Genomic DNA, 23,055 nt, shown 5'->3' on the forward strand with positions numbered 1-23,055 from the left:
TCTCATAATCACAAAAATTGGTATAGTCTAATTGAACCAATAAAAATACTATATTTATAGTATATAGAAACATAATAATCTTGTCAATCGCAAAATTGGTCTAGCCTAATTTACATAATGAAAAGAGTAGTCTGAAAACTACTCTACCTCTACAAAACCAAATTCACTTAAAGGTAACACTCTAAATGTTACTAATCCTTTAATTTGTGATGCATCAATTAAACCAAATCGACGGCTATCGTTCAAATTTTTACGGTTATCATTTAAAAGGAGATACTTCCCTTTTGGAACTTTTTGATACTTATTTTTTGTAATAGTTGAAATTGTAAAGTCCTCTGTGTATAAGGTTCCAAGAGGAGCATTATTTAAGTATCGTGCTTTCATAGTCTCTAAATAAGCTTGTGATTCAACCATATTGTTAAGGTAAAAAATATCATCCATATAGGTAACACCATCCCCCTCAACAGCAATCACACGGCTAACATAGTCCTTTTTACCAACTGTATAAACCACGAAATCCTTATATTGAGGTCTAATATTTTTCTTAACGGTAATCAGATCACCATTTCTCAAATAAGCATTAGCTGTGGCAGGGGTTATTCTAAAGGTTGAAAAAACAAATATTCTTAGCAGAATAGCCCCGATGATAACAATTAATAACAATAATATATTTCTTATAAAATCTCGCTTTACCATATTCGCTCCTAGTCTGTTCCTTTATTATACCATGATATAGGTCAGAAAAAAAGCAGACAATTTGCCATTACATGCCTCAAACCTAAAAATGCCTGCAACCCTTTTTGGGAAACATGCATTCTTAACCTATTCACAGATCTTATTTCAAAACCAGCTTAACATTGTTTAAAATGGTATATGACTAGATATATAATGCTTTCTAAAAAGAATAGTTTCTCCGTGTGTTTAACTTGTTTTCAACTACTCTTTTATCCATTCCTAATCGCTAATAAGCTTATCCAATATCATTTAAAAATGTTAGATTTATAAAAATCAAGTAGGGACTAATCTCTAGTCCCTCTCACACCACCGTGCGTGCCGTTCGGCACAGCACACGGCGGTTCAACTAAATTTTAACGAGAGTACATAGACTCCCTCATCTCTCATTCTATACAGTCGTTCTATTTGTACTGTCCTATATTTGTGAACAGTAGTCATCATTTACGTTTTCTGCCTACCGTCTTTTCAGACCAAGAATTAGAATAGACAACTCTATTTTGAGCGATAGTCATTTAATTGTTCAGCCCTTCGCTCCGTTTCTATTACAGAAACTTCATCACTACTATGGCTTCAGCTGACTTCTTGTCGTTCGTTATTACTAGGTTATTACCTCGACAAGACCTCACGGGATAAGTCGTACATCTTTCCTCGTTTACTCTCGTGATTTACGTATATAGGTTACGACTACCTATTTGGACTTTAGAGTTTTATACCCCCTCATCCGCTATATACGCCTTAGTATCACGTTTCTGTTCGTAGAGCCACGATTTCGCTATCCCTTCCTCTCTCCGCTACCTCACGATAGTCAGGCTTGGGAGTCGCTATTGGGTTCACCGGTAGCGGGTGCCCACGGAGGACTTTCACCTCAGATGTACGACATGCCCGTCGTACATAAAAGAGGCTAGAAAAATTTTCTAGACCTCTACTCTACTATTTAACAGTGCGTACACGCATTGTGTTTGTACCGCCGGTACCAACTGGAACACCAGCTACAATAACAATATTATCACCTGACTGTACCAAGCCTGTTTCAAGAGCAACACGTTCTGCTACTTCAAACATATCATCTGTTGATGATGGTTTCTCAGCAAGAACAGGAATTACACCCCAGTTGATCATCAAAGCACGTTGTACTTTTTCGTCAAAAGTTACAGCTAAGATGTCAGCATCTGGACGGAATTTAGAAATCGCACGAGCAGTGTTACCTGTCTCAGTAATAGTCACAACAAGTTTAATGTCCATTGAATGTGCGGCATCTTTAACAGCTGAAGCAATAACGTCTGTTTTGTTTGTACGCGGGAATGCAGACGAATCTAAACGGCCATATTCGTTAAGAAGAGTTTGAGCGTTTTTATCAATAGTTGCCATTGTACGAACTGACTCAACTGGATATTTACCATTAGCTGATTCACCAGAAAGCATTGTTGCATCTGTACCATCAATAACAGCGTTGAAGACGTCAGATACTTCTGAACGTGTTGCACGTGGCTTTTCAGTCATTGTTTCAAGCATGTTTGTTGCAGTAATAACTGCTTTACCAGCTGCGTTCACCTTTGTAATAATCATCTTTTGGAATACTGGAACCATCTCAAACGGAACTTCAATCCCCATGTCACCACGAGCAATCATGATACCATCAGCTGCTTCGATGATTTCATCAAGATTGTCAATACCTTGCTGGTTTTCGATTTTAGCAAATAATTGAACATGGTCATTGCCAGTTTCACGGCAGATGTCACGGACCTCTTCAACATCTTTAGCAGTACGTACAAATGAAATTGCAATAAAGTTAAGTCCTTGTTCAAGACCAAAACGGATATCAGCATTATCACGGTCAGCGAGTGCTGGGAAAGGAATTTTAGTGTTGGGAATATTAACACCTTTTTGTTTGGCAATAATCCCATCATTTTCAACTTCAACCACAAATTGACGGGTTGCAATATCTTTTTCAACAACCTTCAAACCAAGCTTCCCGTCGTCAATAAGGATAGTATGACCAACTTCTACTTCATCATAAATGTCAAGACTACCAGCAACATTCAAAGCAATGACATCGCGAGTTGATTGAATTCCTTGTGTTGTTGCCACGCGAATTTTTTCACCCGTCACATAACTAAATTCTTTAGCATCATCTGCAAATAATTCCGTACGCATTTCAGGACCTTTTGTGTCCAAAAGGAAACCAACTTTTTGACGAGCTATTTCTTCGGCACGACGAACTGTTGCCATACGGTCACCTTGCTCCTTGTGATCACCGTGTGAGAAATTGAAACGGAAGACATTCGCACCAGCTTCAATTAATTCAGCAATTTTTTTTGCGGATTCTTCAACATCAAGTTGACCAGCCCAGTAACCATCTTCTCCGTATTTTTTACCACCACGGATTTCAACCGCAGGACCAAGTGTTGCAACAATTTTTACACGTTTATTCATTTTACTCTGAAACTCCCTTATTTTTTTGTCAATAATTGACGATTTAACATTTTTAACTAAACTTATTGTGATAATGAACGATTCAAACTTGCAAAATCTAAACGTGCTTTGTGGGGATTATTAACAATAATCTTACCTTCTTCAGTGAGACTGAACAAAGCACCTTCTTCTGCAGTTCCAAGAATTGGACTCTCAACAAGTTCTTCATGATGAATACCGACAGCTAAGCCACCTTTACCTGCTTTAAGTAATTCAACAGCGTGTGACCCCATCCATGAAGCGATTACACGGTCTCGCGCAGTTGGTGATCCTCCACGAAGAATATGACCAAGGTTTGTCACTCGAAGATCACTCGTGTCACCAGCTTCTTTCAATTTTTGAGCAAAAGCATCACCACTCATAACACCTTCAGCTAGTACAATAATGTGGTGGTTTTTACCCTTATGTTCAAAGTCATATTTGATTGTTGAAACAACTTTTTCAATATCAAATTCTTCTTCTGGAACAATAATTTGATCAGCACCACTTGCGATACCTGCCCAAAGTGCAATGTCACCTGCATTACGCCCCATCACTTCAACAACAAAGGTTCGACCATGACTTGATGAAGTGTCACGAAGTTTATCAATGGCTTCAACAGCTGTATTAACTGCTGTATCAAAACCAATAGTGTAGTCAGTCCCAGCAATATCGTTATCAATCGTTCCTGGAATACCTACCGCAGGGAAACCGTGCTCTGTCAGACGCATCGCACCATGATAAGAACCATCTCCTCCAATAACAACCACACCTTCAATACCATGTTTTTTTAGCTGCTCAATACCAGCCAATTGACCTTCAAGTTGAGCAAATTCTGGATAACGAGCTGAGTATAAGAAAGTTCCCCCACGTGAAATTTTGTCACCAACTTCTTTTGAACCTAGTGGGAAAATATCGCCATCAACCATACCTGCATAACCACGGTTAATGCCATAAACTTCCATTCCTTCTGAAATTGCTTTACGAACGACTGCCCGAATAGCAGCATTCATACCAGGAGCGTCACCGCCACTGGTTAAAACAGCAATACGTTTCATTCTTTGGTACTCCTTTAATTAATTTAACGCTCTTATTATAGCATATTCATTTGCAAATTACTTCACTAATTGACTATTTTTATCGAAAAACCGTTTTCAAAACATAGGGATGGAGTTTTTCTTCCAAATCAGTATTTTGTTGAACTTGCAGATTATTTAATTCGATGGTTTCTTTACTGTCTTGGTAATGAATAACCACCGGAACATCTCCCGGAAAAGCAGATAAGATTTGCGAAATGGCTGCATCAACATGATGATCTTCTACTAATAGCCAGTATTTTTTACTATTTGCCACTTGTAATTGTTGACAAATCATCTGCAAATGCTGATCACGTTCTTTAATTCGTCCCTTAAGATAATATAACTGTCCTTCTTTTAACTGATCCTTGTAAAGGGCATATTGCTCAGGGAAAAGAGTAACATCAAGTTTTTTCTTCGCATCATTCACATTCAAAAAAGCCATCTGCTGACCACTTGTTTTTGTCCGAATGACTCTGATCGTATCCACTTGAATTAACACAGTAGCTTCTGTCTCTTTAACTAATTGTGAAATCGGTGTAATAGCACGACTACTCTTTTCTGCCATTTCGGTAAGAGGGTGCTTACTCATGCCAACACCAATTAGTTCCTGTTCAAGATAATATTTATCTACCGCTGAATAATCTTCTGTTTCGACCCAGCTAAAGGAGGAATCTGCAAATAAAGATCCTAGTTCATTCACAAAGACAAGAAGACCTTCCAAATTATCGAGAATCTTCTTACGATTCCCATCAAAATAATCAAAAAGTCCTATTTTAATTAAGGAGTCAAGACAAACTGGTTTTTGATATTTTTCAGGAATTCTTGCTACAAAATCTTCTACACTGTTAAATGGTCTATTCTCAATAATCCAATAAGCAAAATCTCTAGGTAACCCTTTGACATTTTTTAACCCCATATAAATCTTACTATCTTCAATTTTATCAGTATAGGGAATAGTATTAATGGTAATTTGTGCCACTTGAAAACCAGATTCAAGAGCATCTGTAATGTAGTCGCTGCTTGAATAATTCATCATGACATCGTAAAAGACTGCTGGATAATGTGCTTTAAAATAAGCTAATTGAAATGCCAAGGCAGAATAGGCAAAGGCATGGCTACGATTAAAACCATAACCTGCAAATTTCTCCATTCGTTTAAAGAGTAACTTGGCAGTTTCCTGGGATCGTCCTAAGTTTGTTGCACCCTCGATAAACTCTTCTTCCATTTTCTGCATTTCAAGAAGATTCTTCTTGGACATGGCACGTCGTAATAAATCAGCTTTCCCAAGTGTAAAACCAGCATAAACTTGAGCAATTTGCATCACTTGTTCTTGATAAAGCATAATACCATAGGTAGGCTCTAAAATTGGAGCGATTACGGGATCAATTAAGTCAATTTTTTCATGCCCCTCCCTACGCTTAATAAAGTTAGTTGTGTAATCACTGGCACCTGGTCTGTTCAAACTAGTTGTCGCAACAATTTCCTCAAATTGTCGAGGCTTTATTCGCTTTAGTAAATTAATGGCACCATTTTGTTCAAACTGGAAAATACCTTTTGTATCTCCTCTAGCAAATAGCGCTAATGTTTTGCGATCTTCTAAATCAATAGCTGCAATATCAATGCTATGACCATAATCTTTTGCGACTTTTTCTTGCATTTTTTGCACAAAAGTTAGGTTTCTTAACCCTAACAAATCCATTTTTAGAAGACCATTTGCTTCAACAGCACTTGCATCGTACTGCGTAATCATCATATCTTCTCCCGATTTTAAAGGGATATGATCAGTCAAGGTTTTATCACTCATGACAATTCCTGCTGCGTGAATAGAAGTTTGTCTTGGATTTCCCTCAATACGTTTAGCAATAGCAAAAGCCTTTTGAAATTCCAAACGGCTAGTTATCGTTTGTCTAAAAGAAATATTTTTTTCGTAGACTGTCGCCAAACTATCTTTAAACCCAATTTTTTTGGTTAGTTTCGTGAGTTCATATTCTGGAACCCCAAAGCGTTTAAAAACATCACGTATTGCTTGTTTGGGACCAAAGGTTGAAAAGGTTACAATTTGAGCTGAATGGTCACTGCCATAACGGTCACGCACGTAGTGAAGAAATTCTGAGCGGTAAATATCCGGAAGGTCAATATCAATATCAGGCATGCTATAGCGCTCTTTATTCAAAAAACGTTCAAACAGTAGATTGTTCTTAACCGGATCAACACCTGTAATATTAAGTGAGTAAGCGACTAAACTTCCTGCAGCAGACCCACGTCCCATTCCCATATAATAGCCTCTGCTACGACCAAAACGAAGTAAATCCCACACAATAAGAAAATAGTCATCAAAACCCATCTCCGAAATCACTGACAATTCATGAGTCAAACGTGACTGATAAGGGGGGGTCCATAAGCCTTTTTCCTTCAATCCTGTTTCTGTCAATTCTCGTAACTCTTGCTTAGCAAGCTTATCACGATTAAAACGAGGCAACTTTAAATCAGCATCGAATTCATAACTAATCGAAGCGACCAAAGCCTCAAGATTAAACAAAGCTTGGGGACAATTAGCTTGATAAAATGTGGTTAATTCCTGGCAAGATATTAAATCTTGTCCTTTATTTACAACTTTTGTATCAACTAAACTAAGATTGTCACGAATCGCATGCAGCATGTGCAAGGTTTCCATATCATCAGTTGAAAAATAACGAACAGTCCTTAGAGGAATGGGCTGATGCCGATCATCTATCTTGCTAAAATCACTAGTCTCATCAATGCCAATAAAATACTCAAAAGGCAAAATAAAATCACCAACTAACTCCCTTTGAGGAATAATAAGAGCCAATCCCTCTAAATATTGACACAAGTGCTCAACATCCAACTTGCCAGACATTTTTTCAGTAGACACTTTTAACAAATTTTGATAACCAATAGTGTTCTTGGCAACTAATTTTAATGATATCTGGTGTTCCTGATAAACAAGATCAATATCAAGCCCTAAAACAGGTTGAAGCCCATAATCCTGACATCCCCTAATAAAATGGTAAGCACCATACAGGTTGTCTTTGTCCATAATTCCTATGGTTTGATAACCTAGTTGCTTTGCTTGTTCAAAATAGTGACTCAAATCAATCAAACTATCCATGAATGAATAAACGGTTTTTGTGTCTAATTGAGCAAACATAGGCTCCTCCTTCGTCTGTCTTACTAACTATTATACTATGAAAAAAGCTTTACTGCCTATATTTTACCTCTGTGTTTTATTGATTCTTCTCTATAATAAGAAGAAAATGCCATAAAACTTGACATTCCCATTGTTTTTTTGTACCATTCATTTAGTACAAAAAACTATTCTATACGAGAGGAGACCACATGCCTTGGAAATTTGATGAAAAATCCCCCATTTACGCACAGATAGCTCAGCATATCCTGATGCAAATTATTAGTCAAGAAATTAAGACCGGAGACCAACTTCCAACTGTTCGTGAATATGCCGAAATTGCTGGTGTTAACCCTAATACTATGCAAAGAGCTTTTACTGAATTAGAACGTGAAGGAATCGTTTATTCACAACGTACTGCTGGTCGTTATGTAACCCAAAATCAGGAATTAATCGCTCGTAAAAGACGGGAATTAGCAATTAGCGAGTTAGAATCATTTATTCGTAACATGACCAAAATGGGATTTGACCGCACTGAAATTATTCCAGTTTTAACAACCTTTTTAGAGGAGGCTTCAGAATAATGGCACAATTATTACAACTGCACCATGTTTCAAAATCTTTCAAAAGAAAAAAAGCCGTTGATGACTTAACACTAACAATTCCTAGCGGTAAAATCATTGGCTTATTGGGACCAAATGGAAGTGGTAAAACAACGCTTATTAAACTTATTAATGGTCTTTTACAGCCAAGCAAAGGTGACATTGTCATTGATGGCTATCGACCATCCGTCGAAACTAAGAAAATTATCTCCTACTTACCAGACACCACCTATCTTAACGAAAATATGAAAATAAAAGATATGCTGGATTTTTTTAGTGATTTCTACAATGATTTTGATAAGACTAAAGCAATTAGTCTCCTAAGGGACTTGGAACTAAATCCTGATGAACGCTTCAAAAATCTCTCCAAAGGGAATAAAGAAAAAGCTCAGTTAATTCTCGTCATGAGTCGCAAAGCAAAACTCTATATCCTTGATGAACCTATCGGTGGTGTTGATCCCGCAGCTAGAGAATATATCTTAAAAACCATTATCAATAATTATTCGGAAAATGCATCTGTCATTATCTCAACTCACCTTATTTCAGACATTGAACCTATCCTTGACGAAGTTATTTTTTTAAAAAAGGGAAAACTTTGCCTATCTGGTAATGCTGACGACCTGCGAGAAGAGCATCAGCAATCTATTGATTCTCTCTTTAGGGAAATATACAAGGTTTAGGAGGTTATCATGTTTGGAAAATTATTAAAATACGAATTTAGATCCATTGGTAAATGGTATTTTGCACTCAATGCCGGAGTTATTGCAATTGCCGCAATTTTGTCTTTCACAATAAAAATGTTTACCCAAAATGCCAATGATGCCGGTCTATTTGGGACGCTTGCTAATAAAATGCTCCCTTTGACTCTAGCCTTAACTTTTGGCGCCTTATTTGCTGGGTCACTACTATCAACATTACTAATTGTTATTAATCGTTTTAGTAAACATATTTTTGGTCGCGAAGGTTACTTAACTCTAACCTTACCTGTTAGTTCCCATCAAATTATTTTATCTAAATTATTAGCGTCATTTATTTGTAGTCTATTTAACTTTATCGTTTTAATCTTTGGCATTGCCATTCTGATCATTCCAATGGTTGACTTTAAGGAGATTCTAGAAGCTCTAAGACATGTCATAATGACTAATAACATGTTTAATCATGTCCTCTTACTTACTTATGTTCTTTTGTCATCTTTTACCAGTATCCTACTAATTTATTTTGCTATCTCGATTGGACAACTCTTCTCTAATCATCGTGGATTAATGGCTTTTATGGCTTACTTTATTTTAATCATTATTATTAGTGTTGTGACAACTTACATTAATAGCAAAATTCTCGGATTTGATTCAACTAATAATGGTTTTCAAGGTAATGATCGAGCATTGATTTACATTCTAATACTAGAACAGTTTGTCGAAATGCTAATCTGTTACTTTACGACCAACTTCATTATTAAAAATAAACTTAATATTCAATAACTCGCCTAAACTTCCCTAGCAGCAAACAGAAAACATTGTGTCTAGTGGGAGTTTTTTTAATCAAAAAATCATAACCCCCATCTCATGTATCTATAGGAAATGGGGAGTAAAAACTGATCTCACCAAAGATTTTATGATTTGCTCACATTCTTTAACGGTATAAAAACCATGATATAAAGCCTTTTCCAAAAATAAAAAGATAACTATAACCGATGATAGAGATAGGTTTTGTTACTAAAATAATAGTTGTAAAACGTCTCAATGACATATCTGTCAAACCAGTAACCATCACCATAACATCTGCTGGAGATATTGGCGAAAGCATACAAAAAATAAATAATTTCTCATAGCCAGATGTCTCTAAGCGACACTCATAACGGTAAAAAGTTTTTTCATCCACAAAAAGTAAAATAAATTGACGACCGTAGGCTTTAACCAACAAAAAGAGGATAACACTTCCGATAATAATACCGATATAATTATACATAAAGCCAGCGATAGGACCAAAGATTAAAAATCCAGCAACTGTTGTGATTCCTCCAGGGATAACAGGAAATACAATTTGAATAATCTGAATAACAATAAAAATAAGTGGACCCCAAACCCTGTAATGGTGGACAAAATCCTTAAGTGCATTACTGTCATTTAAAATGCCTAACTTGTAGAGCCAAAAGACAAGAGCAAAAGAACCAATTAGAGCAATTACTCCTAAAATCTTGATGATTTTCTGCCAAATATAATAAGCTTTTGAATTTTGATTTATCATAGCTTAATCATACCACAAGCCATGATTTTTTGCTATTTCTAAAACATTTTGTTATAATAAACCTCGTGGGTATTTAATGTATCTTACTTCATGGGGTTGTTACGGATTCGACAGGCATTATGAGACATGTTTTGCGTCCCATCGGCAGATGTAAAATGCCAGTTAAATATAACTGCAAAAAATACAAACTCTTACGCTTTAGCTGCCTAAACACCAGTTAGCGTGACTTCTACAAGATTGCTTGTGTCCTGCTAGAAGTCTCAAAACAGCAAGCTATGTTTAAGGGATTGTCTAGTTCCTTAAAAAGAAATAGTTAGACTCGCAAGATAAGAACTTGAGTTATGTGTCCTTATCTTGTTAAAACAAGACATAACCTATGGTCGTAGACAAATATGTTGGCAGATGTTTGGACGTGGGTTCGACTCCCACCAGCTCCATTAAGACTTACCACAACTTTCTATAAGTTCTTAAAACCTTGTTAAATCAAGGTTTTTTCTTTTTGCTTTGTTGATGCATGCACTATTATTTCTAAAAGAGTAACAACTAAACATATTTGTCCTAAGAAACAACAGTTCTATTTCTACTGGTACAATAATGTGCTATTTTTTATCTAAGTAGTTTTTTTGTTACATCAACTCTCTAAACATCGTCTATTTGTCTATTCGCAAAAAATTCTGTCAAATGGTCTTCCCTTAATTATCGATTTTATTGGATAAAGTCAAATAATATTACGATTGCCTGTATGATAAGTTCAAGATAACACATTAGAAAAATTTACCTCACTCCTTTTACCAAAAACAGCAAAATAATTTGAAATATTTGACAGTTCCTGTCCTAAACCCTTAATTTAAACTTACCAACCACGAAACCATTTATTCCGAAGTATAAACAAAAATATTTGAACATGATTTTAAACTTAAAAGAGCAAGTTTCTAAAATCACATGTCTTTATCTCGCAGTAAAAATAATAGGTTATCTAAGGAAGCACAAAGCCTAGTATCTAGTTAGCAACTTCTAAACTTTCCTTACCATCAAATCAAATTCTCTCTAAAATATGTTATAATGTAACAAAAGAAATTTTTAGGAATTGTGATATGAAAAAACAAACACTAGTTAACTTACTTACTCTCCCTTTTATGATAACTGCCTTAACAGCCTGCTCTCCACACAAAGATAAAAAAGTTAGTCAGACCAACAAAACGACTATGACAGAAACAAAAAAAGCAGAGCATCAGGATGTTCGAGCTAACTTTGAAAAAATCAAATTAGCAACGGCTGCTTCAGAGTTTAAAGGGGGAACAAATCTTGAAGAATTAACCACACTTTTTGGGCAACCTAGTCAACACACGAAAAAAACTGCTGGTAATGTCATACTTGATTCATATACTTGGAAATTCGATCAAGTGACTGTTAGTGTTAGTCTTTATGAAAACAACAGTATCGTCAAGACTATTTCAAACTTTGCTTTCTTAAGAGACTTGAATTTATCACAAAAAGATTACCAAAAGTTACAAAAAGGAATGTCTTATGAAGATGTCAAAAAACTACTAACTGAACCAGATAATTATAGTCAAGCTTCCTCTAGTAATGGTCAGACACTCCAAGCCATTTGGATTAGTGGTTTAAAAACAGAAACTGATAATGCCAATATTTCACTTGTTTTTGAAAATAATCAGTTGACAGAAATGTCGCAAGTTGGACTTGAAAAGTAAAAAGCAGTGATATCATCATAAATCATACTACGCTTTCGGAGCAATCAACTAAAACCAAAAAAGCTGCTAGCCTATTGTAGAGGGCTAGTAGCTTTTAAACTATTCTCAGAAACCACAGAAAAATCTAATTAGATGCACAGATCAGATAAAGAATTAATTCATACCCCAAAAACCACGCAACTTCTATCTAACTTAATAACTTTCCTTTTGTTTTTATTATCCACCTTGAGGGAATCGAACCCCCATCTCAAGAACCGGAATCTTACGTGATATCCATTACACTAAAGGTGGTTAGTACTTTTATAGTATATCATAAAAGTACCGATTTTTAAATGACTTTATGATAAGAAAACACAAAAGGTCGAGGGAGATACCTCAACCTTGGTTTGGTTATTACAATTCAATATCACCGAAAAGATCAGCCATTGAGAATCCAGTTTGAGTTTCTGGAAGTTCATAATCACGTTTAGCATCACGTTTTGGACGTCGTGGACGTGAGTGGCGTTTTTCTTCTTTATTTTCACCTTCAGCTTGTGCTGGACGCTCTTCAAGAGCCTTCATTGAAAGTGATACGCGCTCATCAGCAGCATTAACTTCAAGAACTTTAACAGCCACTTCTTGACCTACTGAAAGAACATCCTTTGGATTTTCAACACGTTTATGTGAAATTTGTGAAATATGAACAAGTCCATCAATACCTGGTAATACTTCAACAAAAGCACCAAAGTCAGTTAAACGTTTCACTTTACCTTCAACAACATCACCTTGAGCAAGTTTTTGTTCAACACCGTCCCATGGTCCAGGCGTTGTTGCTTTAAGTGAAAGTGATACACGACCAGCCTCTTCATCAATTGAAAGGACTTTAACTTCAACTTCTTCACCGACAGAAACAACTGATTTTGGTGAAACGTTACGCTCATGAGATAACTCAGTTACGTGAACAAGTCCATCAACACCACCAAGGTCAATGAAAGCACCAAAGCTTGTCAAACGAGCAACTGTACCAGTAACAACTGAACCTTCTGAAAGTTTAGAGAAAACTTCAGTACGTGCTTCTTTAGCAGCTTCTTCGATAACCTCACGACGTGACAAGATGAAACGATTTTCTGCTGCATCAACTTCTTTGATTTTAGCATCAAATTCTTGACCGACAAATTTTTCAGTGTTGCGAACAAAACGTGTATCAATCATTGAAGCAGGGATAAATCCACGAAGTCCTTCAAATTCAACTGAAAGACCACCTTTGACCGCACGAGTACCTTTAACCGTAACAATTTCACCTTCACGACCGATAAGTTTGTCCCAAGCTTTGCGAGCTTCCAAACGTTTTTTAGATACTAGGAAAGTAACTGTATCAGTATCTTTACCTACTACTTGACGAAGAACAAGTACTTCAACTGTGTCGCCAGCTTTAACAAAGTCATTAATGTCAGCATCACGGTCGTTAGTCAATTCACGAAGTGTCAAGACACCTTCAACACCTGTTCCTTCGATAACAACGTTTGCTTGACCGTTATCAACAGTTAAAACTTCCGCAGTGACAACATCACCAGGGTTCACTTCGCTAACACTGTTTAGCAAATCTTCAAATTCATTCATTCTAAAAAATCCTCCAACAAAAGCTAGCTTATGCTAGCTTTTGATAACAATATATTTTCTCAAGGTAACCCGCAACGACAACAACTTTTATCTTTGACGGTCTCAGACTCTGCCTGATACCTCTGACTGGGGTAGCTGGATTCGAACCAACGCATGAGGGAGTCAAAGTCCCTTGCCTTACCGCTTGGCTATACCCCAAAATCCTCATAAAAACCTAACCATCTTAATCATGATTAGCTTTGAGATGGAAAGAGAGGGATTCGAACCCCCGAACCCGAAGGAGCGGATTTACAGTCCGCCGCGTTTAGCCTCTTCGCTATCTTTCCATAACAACAAAAACTATTCTATCATAGTTTTTGTATGCTTGCAAGTATTTTCACCACTTTTAATGGTTCAAATTATAGTTTTCAATGACATTTTCAACTGCTTGTTCGAGTGTTTTAAAGAAGCTATCTACGGTACCATTTTTCAAGACTACAAATTTCTCATCAAACTCTGCAATTTCTCCAACAATCCGTTTACCAATTTGTAGCTGATAGCCATCAATCTCCGTATGATCAACCATCACTTTTTGATCACTTAATTGAATCTCAATTTTTTTATCTTTTTTACTCATCACTTCACCTCACTTTGTCTATTTTACACAAAATCAAAAAAGCTTGCAACCACAAGCTTTCCGTTTAATCAACTTTTACAATCCAACCTTCTGGCGCTTCAATATCACCAAATTGAATACCAACTAACTCATCATACAACCGACGCGTCACTGGACCAACTTCTGTTTCACTGTAAAAGACATGTAGCTTATCTTTGTACTGAATACCTCCAATTGGCGAAATAACAGCCGCTGTGCCGCAGGCACCTGCTTCAACAAACTTATCAAGTTCATCAACAGCAACATCGTCCTCAATAGCTGTCATACCAAGTCTTTCTTCAGCTAACTGGAGCAATGAATACTTGGTAATAGATGGTAAAATAGATGGACTTAATGGTGTGATAAATTCATTCTCAGCAGTGATTCCAAAGAAGTTTGCAGCACCTACTTCTTCAATTTTAGTATGTGTCGCTGGATCTAAGTAAATCACATCGGAATAGCCAGCAGATTTCGCTGCTTTTCCTGGTAATAAACTGCCAGCATAATTTCCACCAACTTTGGCAGCACCTGTTCCATAAGGAGCCGCACGATCAAATTCTTCAGAAACAATAAAGTTAGTTGGAGCAAGACCACCTTTGAAATAGTTTCCTACTGGCATGGCGAAAATTGTAAAAATATATTCTTCGGCTGGTTTGACACCAATAATGTCTCCAATACCGATCAATAAGGGTCTAAGGTAAAGGGTAGCGCCCGTGCCATAAGGGGGCACAAAATTTTCATTAGCCTTTACTACTTGTTTAACAGCATCAATAAATTGTTCGGTAGAAACCTGTGGCATCAATAAACGATCAGCCGTTGCTTGTAAACGTGCAGCATTACGATCTGGTCTGAATAATTGAATAGAGCCATCTTTGGTACGATAAGCTTTTAAGCCTTCAAAGGCCTGTTGTCCGTAGTGTAAGGCTGGAGAACTTTCAGAAATATGTAAAGTAGCCTCTTCTGTTAATTGACCCTTATCCCACTTTCCGTTCTTATAGTACGAAATATAACGAAATGGCAATTTGTGGTATTCAAAACCTAAATTTTCCCAATCAATAGCTGTTGTCATCATCGGACCTCTTTTCTACTTTTTTCCATTGTAACTTTTTTTTGATAATTTTCAAGTCTCTTTTTCATTTGTCTGAAATATTCTGATTTCAACAATTACATTAAAATAATAGAAAACCCTCTTTTAACGTATTCTTGCTGCTCTGACTTCTTGATCTGAGATGGTATCTGAAATAAAGGAGCCGTTGCTGGTTCGTTCAGATAAGGATAGGTCTTCTAATCGAATCCGATAGGCTTGACCAGTTTTTGTGATGACCTCTAAAATGTGTTGTTTTGTACTTTCTTCTGGTATTTCCGTAAATAAATCAAACATTTCAGATGAGGTGTCGGACAATACTGATCCTGCTAAAAAGACTTTATGTGGTTTCGCTTTTAATTCTCTTAAGATCAGTAGCCCTCTGTTGGCACGACTGGTCTGTGGAATATCATCGACAGCCATGCGTTTTAAAGAACCTCTGTGTGTCAAGACAAAGAACGACTGACTTGTTACAGCAAAGGCAGAAGCCAAACTATCATCTTTTTTCAAATTAATCCCTTTAACTCCCGCAGATTTTAAGCCTTGAATAGGCACTTCTTGACTGGAAAATCGTAGAGCATAACCATTTTTAGTCACCAATAGAAGATCTTCCATGATAATTGGTGCTAGGCTCACAACACGGTCTTTAGCATCTTTTAAGTTGACATACTTGGTTGACTTAGATTTATAAGTACGCCATGGACGCAATTCTTTTCGGTCGAATCGTTTGACAAATCCATTTTGAGTGACAGCAATATAAAGCCCTTGATCAAAAGAGGTCACAATATCAGCATACAAGATTTCCTCATCAGGAGCAAAATTAGAAATCATTTGTGATAAATGCTCGCCAATATCTTTCCAACGTAAATCCGCTAATTCATGGATTGGGCGATAAATCACATTTCCCAAAGTTGTAAACAACAAAAGGTGCTCTGTCGTCTTAGCTTGTTTGACAAAAATCAACATATCATCATCACGTTTTCCAATTTCATCAAGACTTGATGCATTAAATGAACGTGGAGTTGTTCGCTTGATATAACCACTACGAGTGACACTAACAAACGTTTCTTCTTCCGCAACCAAACTAGCTGTGTCAATTTCAATGGCTTGGTTCTCTGCCTGAAGTTCTGACAAACGTGAATTGGCAAACTTCTTTTTCACTTCTCTTAATTCACGTTTCATGACATTATACATAGTTGCTTGATCACCGATAATAGCTGAGAGCATTGTAATTAACTCTTTTAGATCATTTTCTTCATTTTGGAGTGTAATAATATCGGTATTAGTTAGGCGATAAAGTTGCAAGGTTACAATGGCTTCTGCTTGTTCCTCTGAAAAATCATAACTAACTTTCAAGTTTTCCTTGGCATCAGTCTTATTTTCAGAAACTCTAATCAAGGCAATCACGTCATCTAAGATAGATAAGACACGAATCAAGCCTTCAACGATATGAAGCCGTTTTTCTGCCTTTGCCTTATCAAATTTAGAACGCTCAATGATAATGTCTTTACGGTGGCTAATATAGCTAGACAGAATTTTCTGAAGTCCTACTTGACGAGGTGTGAAGTGATCAATAGCAACCATATTGAAATTGTAATTCACTTGAAGATCTGTATATTTCAGTAAGTAATTCAAAATGGTTTGGCTATCCGCATCTTTTTTCAACTCAATAGCAATACGAAGACCTGTACGATCTGATTCATCACGAACTTCTGCTATTCCAGGAATTTTACTGTTAATGCGAACATCATCAATTTTTTTGACCAAAATAGCCTTGTTAACCTCGTAGGGAATTTCAGTGACGATAATTTGTTGCTTGCCACCTTTGAGGTCTTCTATTTCTGTCCTAGAGCGAACCACAACCCGTCCTTTACCTGTTTCATAAGCTTTTTTAATTTCATCAGTTCCTTGAATAATACCTCCTGTTGGAAAATCAGGTCCGGGTAAAAACTCCATTAACTTGTCTAAGCTAGCTTTGGGATGATCAATCATGTAAATAACAGCATCAATCACTTCAGATAAGTTATGTGGCGGAATATCTGTGGCATAACCGGCAGAAATCCCTGAGGAGCCATTGACAAGTAAGTTGGGAAAGGCAGCAGGTAAAACTGTGGGCTCTTTTTCAGTGTCATCAAAGTTCCAAACAAACGGAACCGTATTTTTCTCAATATCATGGAGTAAATAACCTGAGATTTCCGATAAACGTGCCTCTGTATAACGCATGGCTGCTGGTGGGTCACCATCCATGGAACCGTTATTTCCATGCATCTCAACAAGAATTTCACGATTTTTCCAATCTTGGCTCATCCGAACCATGGCATCATAAATTGAAGAATCTCCATGCGGATGGAAATTCCCCATAATATTACCGACTGATTTAGCGGATTTTCGGTAACCCTTCTCAAAAGTATTGCCATCCTTATTCATCGAGTAGAGAATGCGGCGCTGAACAGGTTTCAGCCCATCTCGAATATCTGGCAGTGCCCGTTCTTGAATAATATATTTGGAGTAGCGACCAAAGCGCTCCCCCATAATGTCCTCAAGAGACATGTTTTGAATGTTTGACATAAATTCATGAAGCAAAAGACGTTAAGAAAAACAGATGATAATAGGTAATCGGTGAAACAATAATGTGATTGCGAGCCGATTGATCCTCTTCGTTCATTTTTCAGTCTATGCTCAAATCCTTTCTTAAAGATAAAGTGAGAAAAAACAAGAAATCACTGGAAAAATTAACTTTTTGCACAACGTTTAAGGCAACTTCATTTCCTTCTCTTAGTTAAAAGGTGACATGCTAGAGTTAACCAATCACCTCTCCATTTTTCTGGGTAAAGAGGATTACATGGTAAAAAGAGAAGAACTAAATGTTCTGCAAAAAGCGATAAACTTTTTCATTCCATCGAATTAATCCTTCATTCTTATAAGGCAAGTAAAAACAACGTGTTTTGAGTATTTCAGGGATAATAGAATCAAATAAAGGAGCCTGCTCTTTAGGGATAATGCATGCCTTTAAATGTTTCAAGGACAGCTCACCTCTAAGTTTTGCCGGGTGATAACCATCAAAAAGATAATGGTCTAAGGATGTTACTTCATCATAATGAAAATGAAAACTGACACCCGGAACAAAAAAATCATCTAATTCCTTATCATTGGGCAAGTGACCTAGCAACCTTTCCATGGCTAAACGATAACCAGAACTGGTATTTGACCATCCTAACATCACATAGTCAAAGTAGTCCGCGGGATCTCCTGCAGCATTTCGTGGATCTTTCATTAATTCTTCAGCTGAGAGATCAAAAGCCTTAACTGCTGACAAGAGTCTTTCTGATATTAAAATGTCTCTAGCGGTATCCACGGTGCATGTATGGCTTAACCAATCGCAAAATACAGCTTTCCCAGAAACATCATAAGTTGAAGCCACCTTTTTGCAACTTGGTTTAAAAGGTGGAGTAACAGTATGATTTTGCAAATAATCAGTTATCTCTTTTAATACCATATCATTTTGGGAAATAATTTCTGTTCTCCTGCAATTCATTGTTTCATAGGCACTAAAAGCGGCTATCTTTTCTAATTCCCAATCTTGTATCTTCGGGTAAGTCTCTAATGCAAAATAATAGGTACCATCCCATTGAATACTGTAGTTTTTTTGACAAATAACTAACCTCATGATGATATTCACTTCTCCTTGAATCCATACCCTCTTTATACAATATGAAAAATGCGGTTAATTGTTACTTCATTTTCAAACCCGTAAACTTTTTGGCTAAGAATAACGTAGAAGTAATCGTATTTCAAATAACAAGTGTAACAGACATTTGGTTAACGATTTAAAATACTGTGTTTTCTTCCAAGGTAAACTTAACATTATCTTCAATCCATTGGCGACGTGGGGCAGCTTTGTCACCCATCAAAACAGAAACACGTCGCTCTGCTCGTGCTAAGTCGTCAATGGTTACACGGATAAGGGTTCTGGTTTCAGGATCCATGGTGGTTTCCCAAAGTTGGTTTGCATTCATTTCACCAAGTCCTTTGTAACGCTGGAGAATGGCTCCCTTACCAAATTCTTTGCGCAGATCTTCCAATTCACCGTCCGTCCAAGCGTAAGCTACTTTTTCAGCCTTCCCTTTTCCTTTTGCCATTTTGTACAAGGGAGGAAGGGCGATATAAACATGACCGGCTTCTACTAGTGGTCGCATATAGCGGTAAAAGAAAGTTAATAAAAGGGTTTGGATGTGAGCACCATCGGTATCGGCATCGGTCATGATAATGATTTTATCATAATTGATGTCATTCAAATTAAAATCAGCACCAACTCCTGCTCCAATGGTATAGACCATGGTATTAATTTCTTCATTTTTCAAAATATCTGCCATCTTAGCCTTTTCCGTGTTTAACACTTTACCACGTAATGGCAAAATGGCTTGAAATTTACGATCTCGACCTTGTTTGGCAGACCCTCCTGCGGAGTCTCCCTCGACCAAATAAAGTTCATTTTTCTTGGCATTTTTAGACTGAGCTGGTGTTAACTTCCCTGACAATAAGCCTTTGTCTTTTTTATTTTTCTTGCCATTTCGAGACTCATCACGGGCTTTTCGTGCTGCTTCACGTGCATCTCTGGCTTTAATGGCTTTGCGAACCAAATTAGAAGCCAATTCACCATTTTCTAGTAAAAAGAAAGTTAATTTTTCAGAAACAATACCATCTACAATCGGCCTCGCTAAGGGACTTCCCAATTTATCTTTGGTCTGTCCTTCAAATTGCAAATGTTGTTCAGGAACCAAGATTGAAAGCACTGCTGATAAGCCCTCACGGTAATCAGAACCTTCCAAATTTTTATCTTTTTCTTTGAGGAGATTGGTTTTGCGAGCATAATCGTTCATAGCCTTGGTAATGGCAGATTTCAGACCGGTTTCGTGACTGCCACCATCTTTTGTTCGTACATTATTAACAAAAGATAAAATATTATCTGAAAAGCCGTCATTATACTGCAAAGCCACCTCGACTTGAAACTCTTGCTCTTGACCTTCCATATAAATTACTGGCGTTAAGGTTTCTTTATCTTCGTTTAAGTATTCTACAAAATCTTGAACGCCATTTTCATAATGAAATTCTTCCACAATCGAGTCATCTCCACGAAGGTCCATTAAACTCATCTTGACATTTTTTAAGAGAAAGGCAGATTCTTTTAAGCGCTCGGCGATGGTATTAAATTTAAAATCAATGGTTGAAAAAATCGTCTCATCGGGCATAAAGGTAACAACTGTTCCTGATTTTGATTTGGGAGCTGTGCCAACTTTTTTAAGGGTTGTCACTGGCTTACCGCCATTTTCAAAACGCTGACGATAGACGGCTCCATCTCTTGTGATTTCAACCTCCAACCAAGCTGACAGGGCATTAACAACCGAGGACCCTACACCATGTAAACCGCCTGAGGTTTTATACCCCCCTTGACCAAATTTACCACCTGCGTGAAGAATGGTAAAGATAACCTGAACAGTTGGAATTCCCATTGCATGCTGACCTGTTGGCATGCCACGTCCGCTATCAGCAACACTAACTGAACCATCTTTGTTGAGGATTACTTTAATATCATCTCCAAAACCTGATAAGGCTTCGTCAACAGCATTGTCAACAATTTCCCAAATCAAATGATGAAGCCCTGTAGCGTCCGTTGAACCGATATACATTCCTGGACGTTTGCGAACAGCATCTAACCCTTCTAAGACCTGAATAGCATCATCGTTATAGTTATTAATTGTTATTTCTTTCTTAGTCAAAATTGACCTCCAGACATTTTCATCTTTTTTATCTTACAAGTTTTTTAACAATTTTGCAAAGTAATTTGCTATTTTTCCGAATTCTTTTCAATGTTTAGTTCTTAAATCAAGGAATATGGTATAATATTAGGTATGAAATTGATCTGTTTTATTATCATTGCTTATTTACTTGGATCTATTCCAACTGGACTATGGATTGGTCAACGATTTTATGCTACTAATTTGCGCAAATATGGGTCAGGCAATACAGGAACCACCAATACCTTTCGTATTTTAGGCATTAAGGCTGGCATTGCTACCCTTGCTATTGATATTTTGAAAGGAACTTTGGCGACAAGTTTACCAGTCATCTTCGGTTTGACCAATGTTTCACCAATTATTATTGGTTTCTTTGCTGTTTTAGGGCATACTTTCCCAATTTTTGCTCACTTTAAAGGTGGCAAAGCGGTAGCAACAAGTGCTGGCGTTTTGTTAGCTTTTGCACCATGGTATTTGCTCTTTTTAGCCTCAACCTTTCTATTGCTTCTCTACCTTTTCAGTATGATTTCCTTAGCTAGTGTTGGATCTGCCATTATTGCTATACTAAGTGTCTTAATTTTTCCGTCCTTTCATATTCTATTACCTCACTATGACTGGTTTTTAGTCCTTATTATCATTTTACTGGCAATTATTATCTTGATAAGGCATAAAGATAATCTCAAACGTATCCAGTGCCATTCCGAAAACTTAGTACCTTGGGGTTTAAATTTAACCCAGCAAAGTCCTAAAAATAAGAAGTAAACGCTAGTTTTCATAGCTTATAGCGGACAGGGAAAAAACAGCAATAATAAAGCATAGAACTTTAAATGAAGAAAAGTTCTATGCTTTATTTATTTGACAAGTAGTCGTTCATAACCTACCAACTTTTCTTGCATCATTAAGCCACAATTGCTTTAGCCACTTCTTCAACCGTCATGCGTGAAAAATATTGAGCGGTATCAATGGTTTGAAGACGTTCAAGTACATCAATATAGTCATATTTACAGCCAACAAGTAATTTCTCAATATCTTGCACGTCTTTAATACCAAAAAAATCACCGTAGATTCTGAGAGTTTTAATGACAGAATTTTCAACATTGGCAAAAGTTGAAATTTTACCAGCAGGGTAGCGTACATTACGCTCAATAGTGTACTCTGGAGCTTGTCCATAAGTCCAATCCCAGCTACCAAATTGTTCTTCAGCAGATCGCTGAATCTTGACTAATTCATCCTTTGATAATACGTATTCTGTCATGTCTGGATAAGTTTCTTTCATTTTAGCCAAAATCTTATCTGAAAATACTTCAACTGTAATTTTCTCTGGCAATTCGTTTAAAATATTAGTCACTCGAGCACGAACAGATTTGACACCTTTTGATTCAATTTTATCCTTACTGACCTTGAGCGCATTGCCCAGAACGGTCATATCAACATCGAATAATAAGCAACCATGATGCATCATTCGACCCTTATAATAGGCTTGTGCGTTACCGCATATTTTTTTGCCATCAATTTCAATATCATTTCGACCGGTAAAATTAGCAGTAACTCCCAAATCAGCTAAAGTTGCAATAACGGGTTGCGAGAAAGTTTTAAAGTCAAAAGCACCTTCTGTTGTTTTATTTGAAATAATAGTATAATTCAAATTATTCAAATCATGATAAACAGCACCGCCGCCAGATAAACGGCGGACAACATGAATACCATGCTTATCAATATATTCCTTATTAATCTCTTGAATCGTGTTTTGATGTTTTCCAATAATAATGGCAGGCTCATTAATCCAAAGGATAAACAATTCATCTTCTTCAACCAGTTCTCTAAAAGCATAAGCTTCTAGAGCAATGTTAAATGCAGGATTATGACTCTTATTGATGATGTATTTCATTGATGTCTCCTCTTGAATATTTTATTGCTTTATCATAACAAATTATTAGGTTTATGGCGATTATTTTAACCCTAATTTAGTAAACAG

Annotated in this window: 17 protein-coding genes, 3 tRNA genes and 1 other RNA gene; 6 read left to right on the plus strand and 15 right to left on the minus strand. The window is 36.8% G+C overall.

Annotation, left to right across the window (positions count from 1 at the left end; translation table 11 throughout):
• Nucleotides 1-138: 138 nt before the first annotated feature.
• From lepB to H346_RS0102045, 4 genes are all read right to left on the minus strand, one after another.
• Nucleotides 139-696 (minus strand): signal peptidase I, encoded by a 558-nt coding sequence (gene lepB / locus H346_RS0102030; protein ID WP_027969612.1) that lies wholly within the window; start codon nt 694-696, stop codon nt 139-141.
• Between the two features lie 969 nt (nt 697-1,665).
• Nucleotides 1,666-3,168 (minus strand): pyruvate kinase, encoded by a 1,503-nt coding sequence (gene pyk, locus H346_RS0102035; RefSeq protein WP_027969613.1) that lies wholly within the window; start codon nt 3,166-3,168, stop codon nt 1,666-1,668.
• Nucleotides 3,169-3,230: 62 nt separating this feature from the next.
• Entirely contained in the window at nt 3,231-4,244 is a 1,014-nt protein-coding gene (gene pfkA / locus H346_RS0102040; protein WP_027969614.1) for a 6-phosphofructokinase, read from the minus strand.
• A 79-nt stretch (nt 4,245-4,323) separates the two neighbouring features.
• Complete coding sequence (locus tag H346_RS0102045; protein ID WP_027969615.1) at nt 4,324-7,434, minus strand: DNA polymerase III subunit alpha; 3,111 nt, start codon at nt 7,432-7,434, stop codon at nt 4,324-4,326.
• Between the two features lie 188 nt (nt 7,435-7,622).
• Here H346_RS0102045 and H346_RS0102050 point away from each other — a divergent pair, with 188 nt between their 5' ends.
• The 3 genes from H346_RS0102050 to H346_RS0102060 are packed head-to-tail and all read left to right on the plus strand — an operon-like array spanning nt 7,623 to nt 9,490.
• Nucleotides 7,623-7,994: a GntR family transcriptional regulator gene (locus H346_RS0102050; protein ID WP_027969616.1), complete on the plus strand. Its 372-nt coding sequence runs from the start codon at nt 7,623-7,625 to the stop codon at nt 7,992-7,994.
• Nucleotides 7,994-8,692: an ABC transporter ATP-binding protein gene (locus H346_RS0102055; RefSeq protein WP_027969617.1), complete on the plus strand. Its 699-nt coding sequence runs from the start codon at nt 7,994-7,996 to the stop codon at nt 8,690-8,692. Before H346_RS0102050 ends, H346_RS0102055 begins: the two co-directional genes overlap by 1 nt.
• A 9-nt stretch (nt 8,693-8,701) precedes the next feature.
• Nucleotides 8,702-9,490: a hypothetical protein gene (locus H346_RS0102060; RefSeq protein ID WP_027969618.1), complete on the plus strand. Its 789-nt coding sequence runs from the start codon at nt 8,702-8,704 to the stop codon at nt 9,488-9,490.
• Nucleotides 9,491-9,641: 151 nt separating this feature from the next.
• Here H346_RS0102060 and H346_RS0102065 read toward each other — a convergent pair whose 3' ends face one another.
• Nucleotides 9,642-10,256, minus strand: a complete 615-nt coding sequence (locus H346_RS0102065) for a TVP38/TMEM64 family protein (protein WP_027969619.1) — start codon at nt 10,254-10,256, stop codon at nt 9,642-9,644.
• 92 nt (nt 10,257-10,348) lie between these two features.
• Between H346_RS0102065 and ssrA the strand changes: the two genes are divergently transcribed.
• Nucleotides 10,349-10,696, plus strand: a transfer-messenger RNA (tmRNA) gene (gene ssrA, locus H346_RS10155).
• Between the two features lie 654 nt (nt 10,697-11,350).
• On the plus strand, nt 11,351-11,968 hold the full coding sequence (locus tag H346_RS0102070) for a DUF3862 domain-containing protein (protein ID WP_027969620.1): 618 nt from the start codon (nt 11,351-11,353) through the stop codon (nt 11,966-11,968).
• A 219-nt stretch (nt 11,969-12,187) separates the two neighbouring features.
• Here the strand turns inward: H346_RS0102070 and H346_RS0102075 are convergent.
• From H346_RS0102075 to parE, 9 genes are all read right to left on the minus strand, one after another.
• Nucleotides 12,188-12,259, minus strand: a tRNA-Arg gene (locus H346_RS0102075).
• A 102-nt stretch (nt 12,260-12,361) separates the two neighbouring features.
• Complete coding sequence (gene rpsA, locus H346_RS0102080) at nt 12,362-13,567, minus strand: 30S ribosomal protein S1 (RefSeq protein WP_027969621.1); 1,206 nt, start codon at nt 13,565-13,567, stop codon at nt 12,362-12,364.
• 126 nt (nt 13,568-13,693) lie between these two features.
• Nucleotides 13,694-13,765 (minus strand) — tRNA-Gln (locus H346_RS0102085).
• A gap of 47 nt (nt 13,766-13,812) precedes the next feature.
• Nucleotides 13,813-13,893, minus strand: a tRNA-Tyr gene (locus tag H346_RS0102090).
• 59 nt (nt 13,894-13,952) lie between these two features.
• Nucleotides 13,953-14,183 carry a DUF2969 domain-containing protein gene (locus H346_RS0102095; protein WP_027969622.1) on the minus strand — a complete coding sequence of 77 codons (231 nt, stop codon included), beginning with the start codon at nt 14,181-14,183 and terminating at the stop codon, nt 13,953-13,955.
• Nucleotides 14,184-14,247: 64 nt separating this feature from the next.
• Nucleotides 14,248-15,270, minus strand: a complete 1,023-nt coding sequence (locus tag H346_RS0102100) for a branched-chain amino acid aminotransferase (RefSeq protein WP_027969623.1) — start codon at nt 15,268-15,270, stop codon at nt 14,248-14,250.
• Between the two features lie 123 nt (nt 15,271-15,393).
• Nucleotides 15,394-17,853, minus strand: a complete 2,460-nt coding sequence (gene parC, locus H346_RS0102105) for a DNA topoisomerase IV subunit A (RefSeq protein ID WP_027969624.1) — start codon at nt 17,851-17,853, stop codon at nt 15,394-15,396.
• A 292-nt stretch (nt 17,854-18,145) separates the two neighbouring features.
• Nucleotides 18,146-18,952, minus strand: coding sequence for a hypothetical protein (locus H346_RS0102110; protein WP_027969625.1), 807 nt, complete (start codon nt 18,950-18,952; stop codon nt 18,146-18,148).
• 160 nt (nt 18,953-19,112) lie between these two features.
• Entirely contained in the window at nt 19,113-21,062 is a 1,950-nt protein-coding gene (parE, locus tag H346_RS0102115) for a DNA topoisomerase IV subunit B (protein WP_027969626.1), read from the minus strand.
• 132 nt (nt 21,063-21,194) lie between these two features.
• On the opposite strand from parE, the gene plsY reads away from it, so the two are divergent.
• Nucleotides 21,195-21,842: a glycerol-3-phosphate 1-O-acyltransferase PlsY gene (gene plsY / locus H346_RS0102120; RefSeq protein WP_027969627.1), complete on the plus strand. Its 648-nt coding sequence runs from the start codon at nt 21,195-21,197 to the stop codon at nt 21,840-21,842.
• A 136-nt stretch (nt 21,843-21,978) separates the two neighbouring features.
• Here the strand turns inward: plsY and lplA are convergent, their stop codons facing one another.
• Nucleotides 21,979-22,968 (minus strand): lipoate--protein ligase, encoded by a 990-nt coding sequence (gene lplA / locus H346_RS0102125; RefSeq protein ID WP_027969628.1) that lies wholly within the window; start codon nt 22,966-22,968, stop codon nt 21,979-21,981.
• Nucleotides 22,969-23,055 lie beyond the last annotated feature (87 nt).

Source organism: Streptococcus castoreus DSM 17536 (assembly GCF_000425025.1).
GTDB classification, from domain to species: domain Bacteria; phylum Bacillota; class Bacilli; order Lactobacillales; family Streptococcaceae; genus Streptococcus; species Streptococcus castoreus.